Below are 15420 nucleotides of genomic sequence, written 5' to 3'. Positions count from 1 at the left end.
AAACCACCCAGATCGTCGGAACGCCCTAGGAAACCTACGCCACAGAACACCATTCCGGGAGGCCTATATGCGGGCGTTTGTTTGTCTAGAGGCCATGGTCGACAGCCGTTCGACTATTTCAACTCTCCGTTCAAGCTGGGCTCAGATAGCGCTTTCGGCAGGCCTGGCCCAAATGTCTGGCCTTGCTCAAACCGCCTGGAACCCAAGCTTTCACCCCGTCGCGCCGGTCAGCGCCTGGGCGAACTCCTCGGGGTCGAAAGGCGCCAGATCGTCGATCTGCTCGCCCACCCCGATGGCGTGGATCGGCAGGCCGAACTTGTCGGCCAGCGCCACCAGCACGCCGCCCTTGGCCGTGCCGTCGAGCTTGGTCATCACCAGGCCCGACACATCTGCCACCTGCTGGAAGACCTCCACCTGGGTCAGCGCGTTCTGCCCCGTCGTGGCGTCCAGCACCAGCAGGGTGTTATGCGGCGCGCTTTCGTCGCGCTTGCGGATCACGCGGACGATCTTGGCCAGCTCCTCCATCAGATCGGCGCGGTTCTGCAAACGCCCCGCGGTGTCGATCATCAGCAGATCCGCGCCCTCGGCCTCGGCCCGCGCCATCGCGTCGAAGGCCAGGCTCGCGGGATCCGTGCCCTCCGGCGCGGTCATTACCGGCACGCCGGCGCGCTCGCCCCAGACCTGGAGCTGCTCGACGGCGGCGGCGCGGAACGTGTCCCCCGCCGCGATCACCACGCTCTTGCCCGCCGCGCGGAACTGGCTGGCAAGCTTGCCAATCGTCGTGGTCTTGCCAGAGCCGTTCACGCCCACCACCAGCACCACCTGGGGGCGCTTGTTGTAGATCGGCAGCGGCTTTGCGACATGCTCCATAATGCGCGATATCTCGGCAGAGAGCAGCCCCTTGATCTCGTCCGTCGAGAGCCTGCGTCCCATGCGCCCCTCGGCCATATTTGCGGTCACCCGCAGCGCCGTGTCGACGCCCATATCGGCGGTGATCAGCAACTCCTCGAGGCTTTCCAGCATGTCGTCGTCAAGCGCCCGGCGCATGACGGTCTTTTGTTCGCCACGCCCCAGCAGGCGCCCGATGAGACCGGGCCGCTCTGCCTTTTCAGCGGTGGCGGCCTTGCGGGCTTCGGCCTCTTGCTGGGCCTGCGCTTCGGCGGCGCGTTTGGCGTCGGCTTCCTGGCGCGCGGCCTCTTGCTGGGCCCGGGCGGCGGCGGCTTCGGCCTCGGCGCGGGCGCGTTCTTGGTCCGCGGCCTCTGCGGCCTGGGCGTTGGCACGTTCTTCGGCCTCGGCCTGGGCCCGTTCCGCGGCGGCCTTCGCCGCTGCTGCCTGCGCGGCGGCTTTCAGAGCGGCTTGCTCCGCCTCTTGCGCTTGGCGCGCGGCAGCCTCCTTAGACTGGTCTGCGTCGATCTGCGGCGCCTCTTCGGTCTGCGCGTCGACCGCATCCTCAGAGCCGCCATCCTCGACGATCGCGTCCAGCCCTTCCTCTAGCTTAGAGGAGGACCGGAGCAACCTGTCCTTGAGTTTCCCAAAAAATGACATCGCCGCCCTGCTCTTTCCCAATCCCGCTCCGAGGTAATGGGTTCGCGACCGCTTTGAAAGGGGTCAGAGCCCAGATGCCCCCAGGAAGATCGCCGCCACCGCCGCAATATAGAGCACCCAAAGCGCCCAGCTGCCCCAGCGATGCGCCGCGCCGCCGGCGGCCAAGCGAAAGAACACCAGCGACAGCACCCCATCAGAGGCCATGAAAAGCACCGCGCCAAGCGCCACCAGCCCGAACCCGGGCGGCAGGCTGAACGCTGTCAGCCCCATCACGGTGATCAGCGCCACATAGAGCCGCACCGGCCAGCGCAGGCGCGCGGTGTAAGGCGCCAGCCAGATCTCGCTCGACAGCGCCGCCGCCAGCATCGCCACCGCCACCAGGGGCGTGATCGCGAAGGCCTCCCACGCGGCGCCCGCGCCAAGATGCTGAAACAACAGCACGAAAACCAGATGCGCGAGCCCAAAGCTGGACAAACCGTAAAGGAAATACGCGCGCCCCTCCCGCGACAGCGCCGCATCCCCCAGCGCTGAAAGGACCAAGGCCACGGTCAGGAACGCAGGAGCGCCCCCCGCGGCCGCGGCCGCAGCGAACAAGCCCAGCGGCGCGGTCTTCACCGCGCTTTTGACCCAGCTCTCAGGCCGCAGTGTCAACCAGAGATAGGCGGGCGAAATCGCCAACCCGCAAAGGAAAAGCACCCAAGGCAAGGTCACGTCTGCTAAGGCCTCCACAGTTTGGCACCAATCCCGTCATGATGACGGCCAAGTGTTAACGTTCTACACTCCCCAGTCTGCCGCGTCTGCACGCGGCCCGTGAGAGGAAGAATGATGCTGCGATCCGGTGCCGGTTTCGCTTTGGCCAGCCTGACGCCCGTGCCACTTTTGGTGCTGGGCGCCACCTTGGGCGGCGCCTGGGCCTGGGGCGCGCTCTTATATCTGACGCTCTTTGCCTTTGCGATGGACGAGCTGATCGCCTGGGCCGATGCCCCCGACAGCGAGTTCCCCGCGGGCGACCTGCTGGCCGCCGCCCTGGCCGTGGCGCATTTTGCCGTGTTTGGGCTCGTCGTCTGGGCCTTTGGGCGCGGCATCGCGCCCGTCCAGGGCGCTGCCTTATTTCTCGGCGCGGGGCTGTTCTTTGGGCAGATCAGCAACGCAAATGCACATGAGTTGATCCATCGCGGCAGCAGGGTTTTGCACGGGCTGGGCAAGTGGGTCTATATCTCGCTGCTCTTTGGGCATCACAGCTCGGCCCATCCCTTGGTGCATCACCGCCATGTGGGCACCGCGCGCGACCCCAACACCGCGCGGGCCGGCGAAGGCTTTTATGCGTTCGCGGCGCGGGCCTGGCCCGCTGGCTTCGGCGCCGGGCTTCGGGCCGAGACTGCCCGCCGGGGCGACGCGCCCGCGTGGCGCCATCCCTACGCGCTTTATCTGAGCGGCGCCCTTGGTTTTATGGCCCTGGCCTTCCTGATCGGCGGCTGGACCGGGCTCGCCGCGTTTCTGGGGCTTGCGCTATTTGCGCAGTCCCAGCTGCTGGTCTCCGACTACGTCCAGCATTACGGCCTGGTCCGGCGCGAGGCGGACGGCAAGCCCGAGCCCGTCGGCCCAGAGCATTCCTGGAACGCCCCGCATGTGTTTACCGGCCACATGATGCTGCATGCGCCGCGCCATTCGGCGCATCACCTGCACCCCGCCCGCCGCTTCCCCGAGCTTGACGTGCCTGACGTGCAAATCGCGCCGCTTTTGCCGCTCAGCCTGCCGGCGATGTCGTTTATCGCGCTGGCCCCACCGCTCTGGCGCTGCATCATGGACCCTCGGCTGGCCTATTGGCAAAGCGAGCCACTGGGTGATCCGCACGGGCAACCTCTCGCCGCCTGAAACCAATCCGCGGGGTTTCACTGGTGCAAGCCGTCGGCATCTGCCAGACTGCGCATATGCGCCATCTCGCCATACTTTTCGCGGTTCTCGCCGCCCCCGCCAACGCCGGCATGAGCGCCGAGGAGTTCGAGGCCTATGTCACCGGCCAGACCCTGACCTATGCCGAGAGCGGCGTGACCTACGGCATCGAAGAGTACCTGCCCAACCGGCGCGTGCGGTGGTCCTTCATTGGCGACGAGTGCCAAGAGGGGTACTGGTACGAGGCATCGGGCGAGATCTGCTTTGTCTACGAGCACAACCCCGACACCCCGCAATGCTGGATCTTCACGCAGGAGGCCGGGCGGCTGACGGCGCGATTCATGGGCGCCTCGGATGGTCGCGAGCTTTACGCAGCGGAGCGTTCCAGCGAACCGCTGCGGTGCTTGGGACCGGAGGTCGGCGTTTAAGGGGCCTCGTTGGTGTTGGACTGGGGCACCCTTTGCCTTCAAGCACTCCGCTTCAGCAACGCTTGCCGACACCAGATGGAACCGAACCCAAGAAATGCAACCGCCCGAGCTTGCCTCGGGCAGCGGCCGACCTCCCCCAGGAGGCCGCTTTTGCAACCGTGCATCTCGTTGAAACGGTTCGGTTTCCAGAGATGTTGTTGTTGCTAGACCTGATGCGCAAGCGACCTCCAGGTCGGCCGCTGCCCGGGTTGCGCTCGTTTCAAGGGGGAGGCCCCGGATCAAGCCCGGGGCGGTAGGTCTTCGACGTCAGCACCAGGCCAAACCGGCGCCCCGCAGCGCCCCGCCGCTACTTCGCCCAACTCGGGCGGCGTTTTTCAAAGAAGGCCGCGACCCCCTCTGGGGCCTCGTCCCCCTCCCATTGCGAGATCAGCGCGGCCACGGACATGTCGATCACCGCGTCGTCGATCGGCGGGCCAAGCCGCCGCGCCAGGGCCTTGGCCGCAGCAACCGCGCCCGGTGCGCAATCTAGATAGGGGGCGACCTCGGCCTCCACCGCGGCGTCCAGGTCGTCCGGCGCAACAGCCTTGGACAGGATGCCAAGCGCGGCGGCCTCCTCGGCCGCAAAAATCCGCGCTGACATGAAGACGCGCCGGGCCATTGCCTCGCCCAAGCGGGCCAGCACATAGGGGCCGATGGTGGCAGGGATGAGACCGAGCCGGGTCTCCGTCAGGCCGAATTTTGCATCCGCAACGCCAATGGCGACATCGCACACGCAGGCCATGCCCACACCGCCGCCAAACGCCTGGCCCTGTAATCGCCCGACGACGGGTTTGGGGCAGGTGTTGATCGCAAACAGCATATCCGCCAGTTTTCGCGCCTCTGCGCCGCGCTCGGCGGGCGTGGCTGTCATCTGCGCGCGCATCCAGTCCAGATCACCGCCCGCGCAGAAACTCTTGCCCGCCCCAGTCAGCACAACAACGCGGATGGCCGGATCGGAACCCAGTTCGGCAATGGCCGCCTGTATCTCTTGGCACATCGCACCGGACAGAGCGTTGTGCTTCTCAGGCCGATCCAGGGTCAGCGTGGCCACGCCCCGGGCGTCGGCAGTGACAGATATCATCTCATAGCTCATGCGCGTTCATCCCCGGCACGTCGCGGCCCTCGCGGCGCCAATCCTCAAATATCCAGACCATGCGGTCCACAAACCAGATCTTCGGCAAACCCGCCAGGATCGCGCCGAAGACGGCGCCCTCCCACCAAAGCGCGATGAGGCCCCATATCATCACAAGCGCTCCGGGAAGGCTTAGGAGGGCAAGCACCAGGGCCGCCCGTCGATGGTGCGCGGCGATCTCGGAACGGTGCTCCAAATAGACGCGCTCGCCCAGCACCCCGCGGCTCATCCAGGCGTCGAAACGCTTGGGCTCGCGAAAAGCGCGCGGGTTCCACCAGATCCAGGCCAGGGCCAGGAAGATGGGAATGAGCGCGCCCCAGCCGAGCCAAACGCGGCTCCATACGGCCAAAACCAAAAGCGGCAGCGCAGTCAGCATCCGCGTCCAGCCGGACCAGGGGTTGCAATGGCGGCGCCATGTGCGGTCGTCCATGGACATCATCCGCTCGGCACGTTTCATCAAATCCATGGCTCAACTCCGCATCGCGCGGGCCATATCGGCGGCTTGGTCCAGCACGCCCATATCGAGACCCGTCCGGTAGCCCAGGTGCGCAAGATGTTTGGCCAATGCCTCGGTCGCGACATTGCCCGCCGCGCCGGGCGCATAGGGGCACCCGCCAAGACCACCGACGGCGGCGTCAAACACACGCACTCCGTGTTCCAAAGCCACATCCACATTCTCCAGCGCCCGCCCGCTTGTGTCATGAAAATGCCCGGCAAGCTTATTTGCGGGGAGGATATCTAGCACCGCGGCGAGCATCGCCGCCACCGCATCAGGCTGCCCGCGCCCAATCGTATCACCTAAGGAAATCTCATAACAGCCCATGGCGTCCAGGGCCTCGACCACCCTTACCACCGCGTCCGGGGTGACCGGCCCGTCATAGGGGCACTCCACCACACAGGACACATAGCCCCGGACAGGAATGCCGCGCGACTGCGCGGCCTCGGCGACCGGAACGAAGGCCTTCAGGCTGTCGGCGATACTCATATTGATATTGGCGCGGCTGAACCCCTCGGACGCGGAGCCGAAAATGGCGATCTCATCGGCCCCTGCCGCAGTGGCGCGTTCAAAACCGCGCATATTGGGGGTTAGCGCGGCGTAGGACACGCCAGTCGCACGCGAGATGCCCGAAATAACCTCGGCGCTGTCGGCCATCTGGGGCACCCATTTTGGCGACACGAAGGAGGCGCATTCAATGCGTCGGAACCCGGCCCGAGACAGGCAATCAACCAGCGCGACCTTGTCGAGCGTAGATATTTGAGCGGGCTCATTTTGCAGGCCGTCGCGGGGCCCGACTTCGAATATTTCGACCGAGCCTGTCATACTGCGACCTCCGAACGCGTCTTTTCGCAAAGGCGCAAGTAACGATACGTGATGCTAATGAAACGCCCCTGTTTCGCGTCGCCTCGCGTCTTTCGCGCCCGCGCGCGCAAGGCCTTGGCCTGAGCACGTGGGCACAACATGCGCGGCGCAGCCGCCCCTTTTGGAAACGGGTTCGATCGAACCCACCCAGGTTCATTTTCCACCGATTCGCCGAATATTTCCCTAATTTTCCAATGAACCTGGGGCCGCGCGCCGATCCGTCGCATCACGCCTCCCAGGGCGCGTAGAACGCCTCGCGGTACAGCAGCTCGGCCCCCGCAGGCGGCAGGGCCGCGCGAAAGCCTGGGCGCTTGGTGATCCGGCCATACCACGACGCCAGCGCGGCAAAGGGCTCCAGCCGGGCGAAATGCCGCGTCATATAGAGCGCCTGCCCCACCGAGATATCCGCCGCCGAGAAACCAGCATCCAGCAGATAGTCCCGCCCTTCCAGCCGCGCCTCGATGGCGCCATAGCATTTCTCTAGCCGCTTCGCCTCCAGCCGCATCACCACAGGGGATCGCATCGCGTCATCATAGAGCGCGATATGCTGCTGGGTCAGCGCGGCGCCGTGCTGGCTGAGCGTCTCGGAGAAATGCACCCAGATCAGCCAGTCCGCGCGCTCTGCGTCTCCGGCGGCGCGGCCCAGGCCCGCCTGCGGGAAGCGTTCGCACAGGTATTCGGTGATCGCGCCGGTCTCCCAGATCGTGCGCCCGTCGATCTCCAGCGCGGGCACCCGGCCCGCCGGGTTAAGCGCCAGATATTCCGGCGAGCGCAGCGATTTGTCAAAGGGCCGGATCACCGTTTCGAAGTCAACGCCCAGCTCGTTGAGCAGCCACAGCGTGCGCATGGAGCGCGTCTGGTGGGCGTGGTGCAGCCGGATCATGCGGAACCCTCCGTGAATATAGGCGGCCGCGTCGACAGGTAACTTTCCCTCCCCGAGACGGCGTCGAACCACCGCGATAGCGCAGCGTGGCGCGCCAGGAGCGCCCGCGCGCCGGGCGTCATTGCGAAATAGCCGATCATCGGGGCCAGGTGGCAATCTGCCGGTCCGACCTGGTCGCGGGCCAGCACCACGCCCTCCGCGGCGATCTCGTCCAACGCTGCCAGAATTCTTGGCGCTTTGTCCAGGCCCTGGGCCAGCACCTCAGGGTCGGGCGCCTCGCCAATCCACGGCCGGAAAGCGCCATGGGCGAAGGCCCCGCGCACCAGCGCCAAGTAGGCGTAGTTATCAACGATCCCGGCCACTTGCCGCCCCCGGGCGGCCCGCAGCGGGCTGGCCTGCTCGGCAAAGAGATAGGCGAGTATTGCGCCGGTCTCGTAGATCCGTGTCTCGCCGTCCCAAAGCACCGGCACGCGCCCAAACGGGTGGTGCGGCGCCAGCGCATCCGCGTCCTCGGGCGCGAAAGGGTCCAATTCGTGCCACTCGGCCTGCTGTCCGAGCTCTGCCAACGCCATGCGCACGGCCCAGGCATAGACGCTGTGGCGATATCCGACCAATCGCAGGGTCACGCGTCGTCCTCCGTCAACTGGATCAGCGCCGCCCCGGCCTCGACCTGCGCGCCGGTGGCGACCAGCACCTCGGACACGTCCCCATCGCGCGGCGCTGTCAGCGTGTGTTCCATCTTCATCGCCTCTAGGACCGCGAGGCGGTCGCCTCGCCGCACCTCTTGGCCCGCCTCCACGAACACCGCCTTCACGAGCCCCGGCATGGGCGCCTCGATAACGTCCCCCCCCGCCGCGTCGCCCGCGGCGACCGCCAACGGATCCGGCACCGTGAAGTGATAGCCGTTGCCCCAGAAGACGCTGACATGCCCCTCGCCGGTGACCACCAGCTCTGCCGAGACCTTGCCGCCGTCGATCCACCAATCCTCGCCCTCGCGCCGGATGTGATGCGCGGCCTCGCCGCCGTCGAGGCGCACCAGGTAGCCGCCGCCCTGGCACTGCACGCGGGCCAGGATCGCCTCGTCGCGCCAGTCAAGCCGCGCCTGATGCTCCATCGGTTGCCACAGCGCGAACCCCTCAGCCGCGCGCCGCGGCGCGACCCCCAGCCCCAAAGCGCCCAGCGCGGCCAGCGCCCGCGACTTGCTGCACGGCACCGGCTCTTGCGTCAGCGCGTCCAGGTCCCGCCCAATAAGGCCGGTATCCACCGCGCCCTTCGCAAAGCCCGGATGCGCCGCCAGGCGCCGCAGAAACGCCAGGTTGGTCACGGTGCCGGCGACCTGTGTCGTGGCCAGCGCCTGGCGCAGCTTCTGCAAGGCGTGCTCGCGATCCGACCCATGCACGATCACTTTGGCGATCATCGGGTCGTAGTAAGGGCTGATCTCGTCCCCGGCCCGCACGCCAGTGTCGGCGCGCGCGCCTGCGGGGAAGGACAGATGCGTCAGCCGCCCGGTTGCGGGCAGGAACCCCTTTGGCACGTCCTCGGCATAAAGCCGCGCCTCAAACGCGTGGCCGTCTATCGCCAGCTCGTCTTGCCGTGCGGGCAATGGCGCGCCAGAGGCCACCAGAAGCTGCCAAGCCACCAAATCGAGCCCGGTGATGAACTCGGTAACCGGGTGCTCGACCTGCAGGCGCGTGTTCATCTCCATGAACCAGAACCCGTCCTCGCGCAGCGGGCCGGAGCCGTCCACGATAAACTCCACCGTGCCCGCGCCCTTGTACCCAATGGCCTCGGCTGCGCGCACGGCGGCGGCGCCCATCGCGGCGCGGACCGCCTCGGGCATGCCCGGCGCGGGGGCCTCCTCGATCACCTTCTGGTGGCGGCGCTGCAAAGAGCAGTCCCGCTCGAACAGATGCACCGCGCGGGTGCCGTCGCCGAAGACCTGGATCTCGATATGGCGCGGGCTCTGGATGAACTTCTCAACCAGCACGGCGTCATTGCCGAAGGCGCCCTTGGCCTCGGCGCGCGCCGCCTCCAATGCGGATCCGAACTCCGATGCGGCCTCGACCAGCCGCATGCCCTTGCCGCCGCCGCCGGCAACGGCCTTGATCAGCACCGGGTAGCCGATCTTGTCGGCCTCCGCCGCCAGCCGCGCATCCTCTTGACCCGCGCCATGATAGCCGGGGACCACCGGCACGCCGGCCTCAACCATCAAGGCCTTGGCCGCGTCTTTCAGCCCCATGGCGCGGATCGCTTGCCCCGAGGGGCCGATAAATGTGAGCCCCGCCGCCTCCACGGCCTCCACGAAATCGGGGTTCTCCGACAGGAACCCATAGCCCGGATGGATCGCCTGAGCGCCGCTGTCCAACGCGGCCTGGATGATGCGCGCGCCGCGCAGGTAGCTTTCAGCGGGCAGTGCTGCGCCGATATGCACCGCCTGATCCGCCAGCGCCACATGGCGCGCGCCGGCGTCGGCGTCGGAATAAACCGCGACCGTGCCCACACCCATCTGGCGGCAGGTCTCGATGATGCGGCAGGCGATCTCGCCCCGGTTGGCTATTAGGATCTTGTCAAACATGTCGCCTCTTGATGGGACGTCTCTGGTGATGTGCAACCGCCCGTCCGAGAAGGCCGCAGGATCCGCGGCGGGAGAAGCGCTCGAAGGTGATGGCGCTCTCAGGCGATGGCCCTGTCAGGTCGGGGCGGAGATGGATATCCAAGGCCGCCAAATGCGCGACACCCCCGTGCCCTTTGGGGCGCCGGGGTGGGCGGGTGGGAGGCGCGCCAAAGGGCACGGCCGCTACATCCGAAAGACGCCGAACCGCGTCTCTTCAATGGGGGCGTTCAGGCTGGCGGCCAGCGACAAACCCAGTACCTGGCGCGAGCGGCGCGGGTCCACGATGCCGTCGTCCCAGAGCCGGGCGGAGGCATAAAGCGGGTGGGATTGTTCCTCGAACATCTCCTCGGTGGGGCGCTTGAACGCGGCCTCTTCGTCAGCGCTCCAGCTGCCGCCAGCGCGCTCTACCGCCTCGCGTTTGACCGTGGCCAGCACGCCCGCGGCCTGGGCGCCGCCCATGACCGAGATGCGGCTGTTGGGCCAAGTCCACAGGAATCGCGGGCTGTAGGCCCGCCCCGCCATGCCGTAATTGCCCGCCCCAAAAGAGCCCCCCACCAGCATCGTCACCTTCGGCACGGCGGTGGTGGCCACCGCGGTCACCATCTTGGCACCATGGCGCGCGATGCCCTCGTTCTCGTATTTCCGCCCCACCATGAATCCGGTGATGTTCTGCAGAAACACCAGAGGGGTCTTGCGCTGCGAGCAGAGCTCGACAAAATGCGCGCCCTTCTGCGCGCTCTCCGAGAATAGCACGCCATTATTGGCCACGATCCCGACATCCTGCCCCATAACCCGCGCGAAGCCGCAAACCAGAGTCTCGCCAAACCGCGGCTTAAACTCGTCAAAATATGAGCCGTCCACCAGACGGGCGATCACCTCGCGGATGTCATACGGCGTGCGCAGATCGCCGGGGACCACGTCGAGGATTTCCTCGGGGTCGTAGGCGGGCGTTTCGCCCAGTAGGGCGGGACTTGTCCCGCCCCCGCCAAGGGACGCAACCGCACGGCGCGCAAGCGCCAGCGCGTGGGCGTCATCCTCCGCCAAGTAGTCCGCCACGCCCGAGAGCCGCGTGTGCACGTCGCCACCGCCCAGGTCCTCGGCGCTAACAACTTCACCGGTGGCCGCTTTGACCAATGGGGGACCGGCTAGGAAAATGGTGCCCTGCTCGCGCACGATGATCGAGACATCCGACATCGCGGGCACATAGGCCCCGCCCGCGGTGCAGGAGCCCATCACCACGGCGATCTGCGCGATGCCTTTGGCGCTCATCTGCGCCTGGTTGTAGAAGATGCGCCCGAAATGCTCGCGGTCGGGAAAGACCTCGTCCTGGTTGGGCAGGTTCGCGCCGCCGCTATCGACCAGGTAGATGCAGGGCAGATGGCACTCGGCGGCGATCTCCTGCGCGCGCAGGTGCTTTTTGACCGTCATCGGGTAGTAGGTGCCGCCCTTCACCGTGGCATCGTTGCACACGACCATGACCTGGCGGCCCATCACCTGCCCCACGCCCGCGATCACGCCCGCGCAAGGGGCGTCGCCCCCATAGAGCCCATGCGCCGCGGTGGCGCCGATCTCTAGGAAGGGCGCGCCGGGATCAAGGAGCCCCGCCACGCGGTCGCGCGGCAAAAGCTTGCCGCGATCCAAGTGCCGTTTTCGCGCGCGTTCCCCGCCGCCAAGAGCCGCGCTCTCGGCCGCCTCTTGCGCCACGCGCAAAACCTCCAGATGCGCCGCGCGATTGGTCCGCGCAGCCTCGGAGCCGACGATGAGTTGTGACTTTAGTTTCAAAACCTACTCCTGCCTGACGCAGTAAGGCGCTTGAGAGCGACCCTCGCGACAATCCACCAGCTCGGCGACCAGCGATACCATCTGGGACATCTCGCACCCCACTTGGGCGGTGTCGGCGCCGGTTTGGCCCTTGCCCGCACCCACCTCGGCGCATTTGTTGCCGACATATCCGAACCACTGGTTCATCAACTGTCCAAGTTCAATCGCGCCCTTGCTTGAAACGACCGCGTTGACGGCCTCTTGCTCGCCCGCGATCACGCTGAGCCAGGTCTCGCGCTCGGCCAGAAGGCAGGTCAGATGCGGCGACGAGCCCACCTCTGTGGCCGCGCAGGGCTCGAAGAGCAAAGCCATGCACTCGCCCCAGGTCCTGCCATTGTCGAGCGTGCCGATGCAGGCCACGGTGGGCGCTTTAGCGGCGGGCAAGAGCTGCGGCTCGATTGGCGGCAGCTCATCCGCCCAGACGGGCGTCTTCGCCGCCCCCAGCAGCAGCGCCACGGCAAGAAGGATAGGAAACCGCATCAATTGTAACCCATTGCTTGCTCGAGATAGATCGTTTGCTTGGCCGTCTGCACCATCAGGCAGTTGGTATAGGCCGGGCCGCCGCCGGTCCCGCCGCCCCATTGCGCGCGCTCATAATCGCATGTCCGGTCGCGGAAGGTGATCCAGGCGCGCTGCATGTCGCGCAGCAGGTCCGCCTGGCGTGGCGCGCCCTTGGGCGTGCCGCCCGAGGCATCCTCGCGGCGTTCCTGCGCGCGCAGCTCCCGGTACATTGCGTTTAACCTGACATCCCAAAAGGTCAATTCGCGGTTGAGGCACTCTGACATCCCAATTGTCGTGCCGCCCATCGGGGTCGCCGACATGCACGACCCCGAGGAGATCCCAATGCAGCGCTCCTGCGCGCCCGAGGCCCCGGCTCTGTTCAAGCAGGACAGCGTTCCGGCGTCGCTATAGCTTATATCCTGCGCCGCGGCCGGCGCCGCCAATATGCCCAGAAGGGTCACCCATCTCCACATCAATCGTTCTCCAATAACTCTTTGTGGCCCATGCTTAGCATCATCTTCCATGCTCCAGAACCGCCTCTAAAGGCGATGTCCGGCCGTGCCTTCTGCCCGGGCTCCGCGCGCGGCGATCACGCCCAAGCGCGTGGAACGCGCCGCGCCCACAGGCGCCCACCAAAGACGGCGCGTATGCGTCACCCCATCTTCCCCATCAGCTCACGCCCGATCAGCATGCGCCGGATCTCGGACGTGCCCGCGCCGATCTCCATCAGCTTGGCGTCGCGGAACATGCGCGCCACGGGCGCGTCGTTCAAGAACCCTGCCCCGCCCATTGCCTGCACCGCCTGATGCGCGACCTTCATCGCCTCCTCTGAGGCGTAAAGCACGCAGGCCGCGGCGTCCTGCCGGGTCACCTGCCCACGGTCGCAGGCCTTGGCCACCTCGTAGACATAGGCGCGGGTGGAGTTCATCGCGGTGTACATATCCGCAATCTTGCCCTGCATGAGCTGGAAGTTCCCAATCGGCTGCCCGAACTGCTTGCGCTCGGCCATATAGGGCATGACCTCGTCCAGGCAGGCCGCCATAATGCCCGCGCCGATCCCGCTGAGCACCACGCGCTCGTAATCAAGCCCCGACATCAGCACCGCCGCGCCGCGCCCCTCCTCTCCCAGCACGTTCTCGAACGGGACCTCCACGTCCTCAAAGATCAGCTCGGCGGTGTTGGAGCCGCGCATCCCCAGCTTGTCGAAATGCGGGCTGGTGGAGAACCCGGCCATGGTCTTTTCGATCAGAAAGGCTGTCATGCCCTTGCTGCCCGCCTCCGGGTCGGTCTTGGCGTAGACCACCAGCGTGTCCGCGTCGGGGCCGTTGGTGATCCAGTATTTGTTGCCGTTCAGCCGGTAATAGCCGTTCCGTTTCTCGGCGCGCAGCTTCATGCTCACGACGTCCGACCCGGCGCCCGCCTCCGACATGGCCAGAGCGCCGACATGCTCGCCCGATACGAGCTTGGGCAGGTATTTGGCCCGCTGCTCGGGCGTGCCATTCAGCCGGATCTGGTTCACGCAGAGATTGGAATGCGCGCCATAGCTCAACGAGACCGAGGCGCTGGCCCGCGCGACCTCCTCGACCGCGACGGTATGGGCCAAGTACCCCATGCCCAGCCCGTCATATTCCTCTTCGACGGTGACACCGAGCATGCCCAGATCGCCCATCTCGCGCCAAAGCTCGGGTGGGAAGTTGTTCTCGGCGTCGATCTCGGCGGCGCGCGGCTTCACCCGCTCTTGCGACCAGCGGTGCACGCTCTCGCGAAGGGCGGCGATATCTTCGCCCAGGTCAAACTCCATGGATGCCAGAAACATAGCGCGGCCTCGCGGTTATTGAACGCTTGTTCATTTACTAATCAGAATCGCCGCACCTGTCAAAACAAGAAATGCCTCCCGGCTTCACCTTGTCGAAAATACGCAATCCCGGACCCGCAGCGCGCGCCGCGCCTGCGATGAGGCGCTACTCTGCGGCCAGCCCGGCCTCCTGAGCGCGGGTCACCTCGCTGGCGATGATGCGCGCGATCAACTGGCAGTCCTCGACCGAGAAGGTCAACGGCACCCGCATGTCCAAGAGCCCCGCAAGCACTCGGTCCGTCACGGGCAGCGGCGCGGGGTTGGCATAGGTCCAGCTGGAGTATTTCGAGGTGAAGCCCGCGGGCTCCGGCGCGCCGAACCACTTCAGCTCTACCCCGCGGTCCAGGCAACCCGCAACAACGGCCTCCATTGCGGCGGGCCCCCAGCCTGGCAACAGGAACTGGAAGGACGAGCCCACATAATACTCGTCATTCGGGCGTTCGATCACTGTCAGGCCCGGCACCCCGCGCAGCCCATCCTCCAGCGCGCGGTAGCGGGCATTCCAGCGCTCGCATTGATCGGCAAGGATCGCGATTTGCGGCCGCAAAATCGCCGCGCGTAGATTGTCCATCCGGCCCGACATGTTGGGCGTCTCATACTTGATCTGCTCAAACGCCTCAGCCGGTGGCGACGCCCGGTGCCGGGCGTAAAGCATGTATGAACCCGACAGCATGATCGCCCTCGCGGCGATCTCTGCATCATCGGTCACCAGGAACCCGCCTTCGCCGGAATTCATATGCTTATAGGTCTGCGTGGAATAGCAGCCAACAATGCCGTGCCGCCCCGAGGCCACACCGCGCCAGGACCCACCCATCGTGTGTGCGCAGTCTTCGACCACGGTCACATTCGCGTCACGGCAGATCTCCATCAGCCGGTCCATGTCGCAGATATGCCCGCGCATATGGCTTAACAGCAGGACATCCGCCTGGTCCGCCTTCGCGGCCAGGTCGTCTAGGTCTATGGTCAGTTGGTCGGTGACCTCCACGAAAACCGGCGCGGCGCCGACCGCTGCGATAGCGCCAGGCACCGGGGCCAGCGTGAAGGCGTTTGAAAGGACCCTATCGCCGGGCTGCACCCCTACCGCGCGCAGGGCGGTCGCCATGGCGTAGCCCCCCGAGGTCACGGCCAGGCAGTAGCGCGCGCCGATGAAGGCGGCGAATTCTTCCTCCAGAAGGGCGGCCTCGCCCGCCTCATCCTGGGTGACGTTATAGCGATGCAGGCGCCCGTGACGCAGCACGTCAAGCGCCGCCGCAATCCCCGTCTCTGGGATCGGCCCCTGCTGCGTGAAACTGCCGGTGAATCGCTCTACCATATGCCCTTTTTGCGTTGGGTATCATCGCGCGTCAATC

At 66.3% G+C, this 15420-nt stretch carries 15 protein-coding genes; 2 read left to right on the top strand and 13 right to left on the bottom strand.

Annotation, left to right across the window (positions count from 1 at the left end; genetic code table 11):
• Positions 1-210 precede the first annotated feature (210 nt).
• Together ftsY and AIOL_RS07370 are read right to left on the bottom strand one after the other, a co-directional pair.
• Positions 211-1545 (bottom strand): signal recognition particle-docking protein FtsY, encoded by a 1335-nt coding sequence (gene ftsY, locus AIOL_RS07375; protein WP_049642394.1) that lies wholly within the window; start codon positions 1543-1545, stop codon positions 211-213.
• 63 nt (positions 1546-1608) lie between these two features.
• A complete protein-coding gene (locus AIOL_RS07370) occupies positions 1609-2274 on the bottom strand; it encodes a lysoplasmalogenase family protein (protein WP_082152464.1) in 666 nt (221 codons plus the stop codon).
• Between the two features lie 93 nt (positions 2275-2367).
• On the opposite strand from AIOL_RS07370, the gene AIOL_RS07365 reads away from it, so the two are divergent.
• Positions 2368-3420: an alkane 1-monooxygenase gene (locus AIOL_RS07365; RefSeq protein WP_326973084.1), complete on the top strand. Its 1053-nt coding sequence runs from the start codon at positions 2368-2370 to the stop codon at positions 3418-3420.
• A 56-nt stretch (positions 3421-3476) separates the two neighbouring features.
• A complete protein-coding gene (locus AIOL_RS07360) occupies positions 3477-3866 on the top strand; it encodes a hypothetical protein (protein WP_049645311.1) in 390 nt (129 codons plus the stop codon).
• Positions 3867-4212: 346 nt separating this feature from the next.
• Here AIOL_RS07360 and AIOL_RS07355 read toward each other — a convergent pair whose 3' ends face one another.
• The 11 genes from AIOL_RS07355 to AIOL_RS07305 form a co-directional block, all read right to left on the bottom strand.
• Positions 4213-4998, bottom strand: coding sequence for a crotonase/enoyl-CoA hydratase family protein (locus AIOL_RS07355; protein WP_049642392.1), 786 nt, complete (start codon positions 4996-4998; stop codon positions 4213-4215).
• The gene (locus AIOL_RS07350; RefSeq protein WP_049642391.1) at positions 4988-5503 is read right to left on the bottom strand and encodes a DUF6653 family protein; all 516 of its coding nucleotides are present in this window, start codon (positions 5501-5503) and stop codon (positions 4988-4990) included. The genes AIOL_RS07355 and AIOL_RS07350 overlap by 11 nt, the downstream gene beginning before the upstream one ends.
• A gap of 3 nt (positions 5504-5506) precedes the next feature.
• Positions 5507-6358, bottom strand: coding sequence for a hydroxymethylglutaryl-CoA lyase (locus AIOL_RS07345; RefSeq protein WP_049642390.1), 852 nt, complete (start codon positions 6356-6358; stop codon positions 5507-5509).
• Positions 6359-6623: 265 nt separating this feature from the next.
• On the bottom strand, positions 6624-7280 hold the full coding sequence (locus tag AIOL_RS07340; protein WP_049642389.1) for a glutathione S-transferase family protein: 657 nt from the start codon (positions 7278-7280) through the stop codon (positions 6624-6626).
• Entirely contained in the window at positions 7277-7906 is a 630-nt protein-coding gene (locus AIOL_RS07335) for a glutathione S-transferase family protein (protein WP_049642388.1), read from the bottom strand. Before AIOL_RS07335 ends, AIOL_RS07340 begins: the two co-directional genes overlap by 4 nt.
• Complete coding sequence (locus AIOL_RS07330) at positions 7903-9855, bottom strand: acetyl/propionyl/methylcrotonyl-CoA carboxylase subunit alpha (RefSeq protein ID WP_049642387.1); 1953 nt, start codon at positions 9853-9855, stop codon at positions 7903-7905. Before AIOL_RS07330 ends, AIOL_RS07335 begins: the two co-directional genes overlap by 4 nt.
• 222 nt (positions 9856-10077) lie before the next feature.
• A complete protein-coding gene (locus AIOL_RS07325) occupies positions 10078-11676 on the bottom strand; it encodes a carboxyl transferase domain-containing protein (RefSeq protein WP_049642386.1) in 1599 nt (532 codons plus the stop codon).
• A 3-nt stretch (positions 11677-11679) separates the two neighbouring features.
• The gene (locus tag AIOL_RS07320; protein ID WP_049642385.1) at positions 11680-12195 is read right to left on the bottom strand and encodes a hypothetical protein; all 516 of its coding nucleotides are present in this window, start codon (positions 12193-12195) and stop codon (positions 11680-11682) included.
• A complete protein-coding gene (locus AIOL_RS07315; RefSeq protein WP_049642384.1) occupies positions 12195-12689 on the bottom strand; it encodes a lysozyme inhibitor LprI family protein in 495 nt (164 codons plus the stop codon). Before AIOL_RS07315 ends, AIOL_RS07320 begins: the two co-directional genes overlap by 1 nt.
• 179 nt (positions 12690-12868) lie before the next feature.
• Positions 12869-14032: an isovaleryl-CoA dehydrogenase gene (locus AIOL_RS07310; RefSeq protein WP_049642383.1), complete on the bottom strand. Its 1164-nt coding sequence runs from the start codon at positions 14030-14032 to the stop codon at positions 12869-12871.
• A gap of 145 nt (positions 14033-14177) precedes the next feature.
• Positions 14178-15383, bottom strand: coding sequence for a DegT/DnrJ/EryC1/StrS family aminotransferase (locus AIOL_RS07305; protein WP_049642382.1), 1206 nt, complete (start codon positions 15381-15383; stop codon positions 14178-14180).
• Positions 15384-15420 lie beyond the last annotated feature (37 nt).

Origin of the sequence: Candidatus Rhodobacter oscarellae (assembly GCF_001078595.1) — a bacterium.
Lineage (GTDB): Bacteria > Pseudomonadota > Alphaproteobacteria > Rhodobacterales > Rhodobacteraceae > Rhodobacter_B > Rhodobacter_B oscarellae.
Note: the sequence above shows the minus strand (reverse complement) of the source record. Positions and strands in the feature narration are given on the sequence as shown.

Excerpts from the sequence above, each read along its gene's own strand:
- ftsY (WP_049642394.1), bottom strand. The coding sequence starts at position 1,545 with ATGTCATTTTTTGGGAAACTCAAGGACAGGTTGCTCCGGTCCTCCTCT.
- AIOL_RS07365 (WP_326973084.1), top strand. The coding sequence starts at position 2,368 with ATGATGCTGCGATCCGGTGCCGGTTTCGCTTTGGCCAGCCTGACGCCC.
- AIOL_RS07360 (WP_049645311.1), top strand. The coding sequence starts at position 3,477 with ATGCGCCATCTCGCCATACTTTTCGCGGTTCTCGCCGCCCCCGCCAAC.
- AIOL_RS07355 (WP_049642392.1), bottom strand. The coding sequence starts at position 4,998 with ATGAGCTATGAGATGATATCTGTCACTGCCGACGCCCGGGGCGTGGCC.
- AIOL_RS07350 (WP_049642391.1), bottom strand. The coding sequence starts at position 5,503 with ATGGATTTGATGAAACGTGCCGAGCGGATGATGTCCATGGACGACCGC.
- AIOL_RS07345 (WP_049642390.1), bottom strand. The coding sequence starts at position 6,358 with ATGACAGGCTCGGTCGAAATATTCGAAGTCGGGCCCCGCGACGGCCTG.
- AIOL_RS07340 (WP_049642389.1), bottom strand. The coding sequence starts at position 7,280 with ATGATCCGGCTGCACCACGCCCACCAGACGCGCTCCATGCGCACGCTG.
- AIOL_RS07330 (WP_049642387.1), bottom strand. The coding sequence starts at position 9,855 with ATGTTTGACAAGATCCTAATAGCCAACCGGGGCGAGATCGCCTGCCGC.
- AIOL_RS07320 (WP_049642385.1), bottom strand. The coding sequence starts at position 12,195 with ATGCGGTTTCCTATCCTTCTTGCCGTGGCGCTGCTGCTGGGGGCGGCG.
- AIOL_RS07315 (WP_049642384.1), bottom strand. The coding sequence starts at position 12,689 with ATGTGGAGATGGGTGACCCTTCTGGGCATATTGGCGGCGCCGGCCGCG.
- AIOL_RS07310 (WP_049642383.1), bottom strand. The coding sequence starts at position 14,032 with ATGTTTCTGGCATCCATGGAGTTTGACCTGGGCGAAGATATCGCCGCC.
- AIOL_RS07305 (WP_049642382.1), bottom strand. The coding sequence starts at position 15,383 with ATGGTAGAGCGATTCACCGGCAGTTTCACGCAGCAGGGGCCGATCCCA.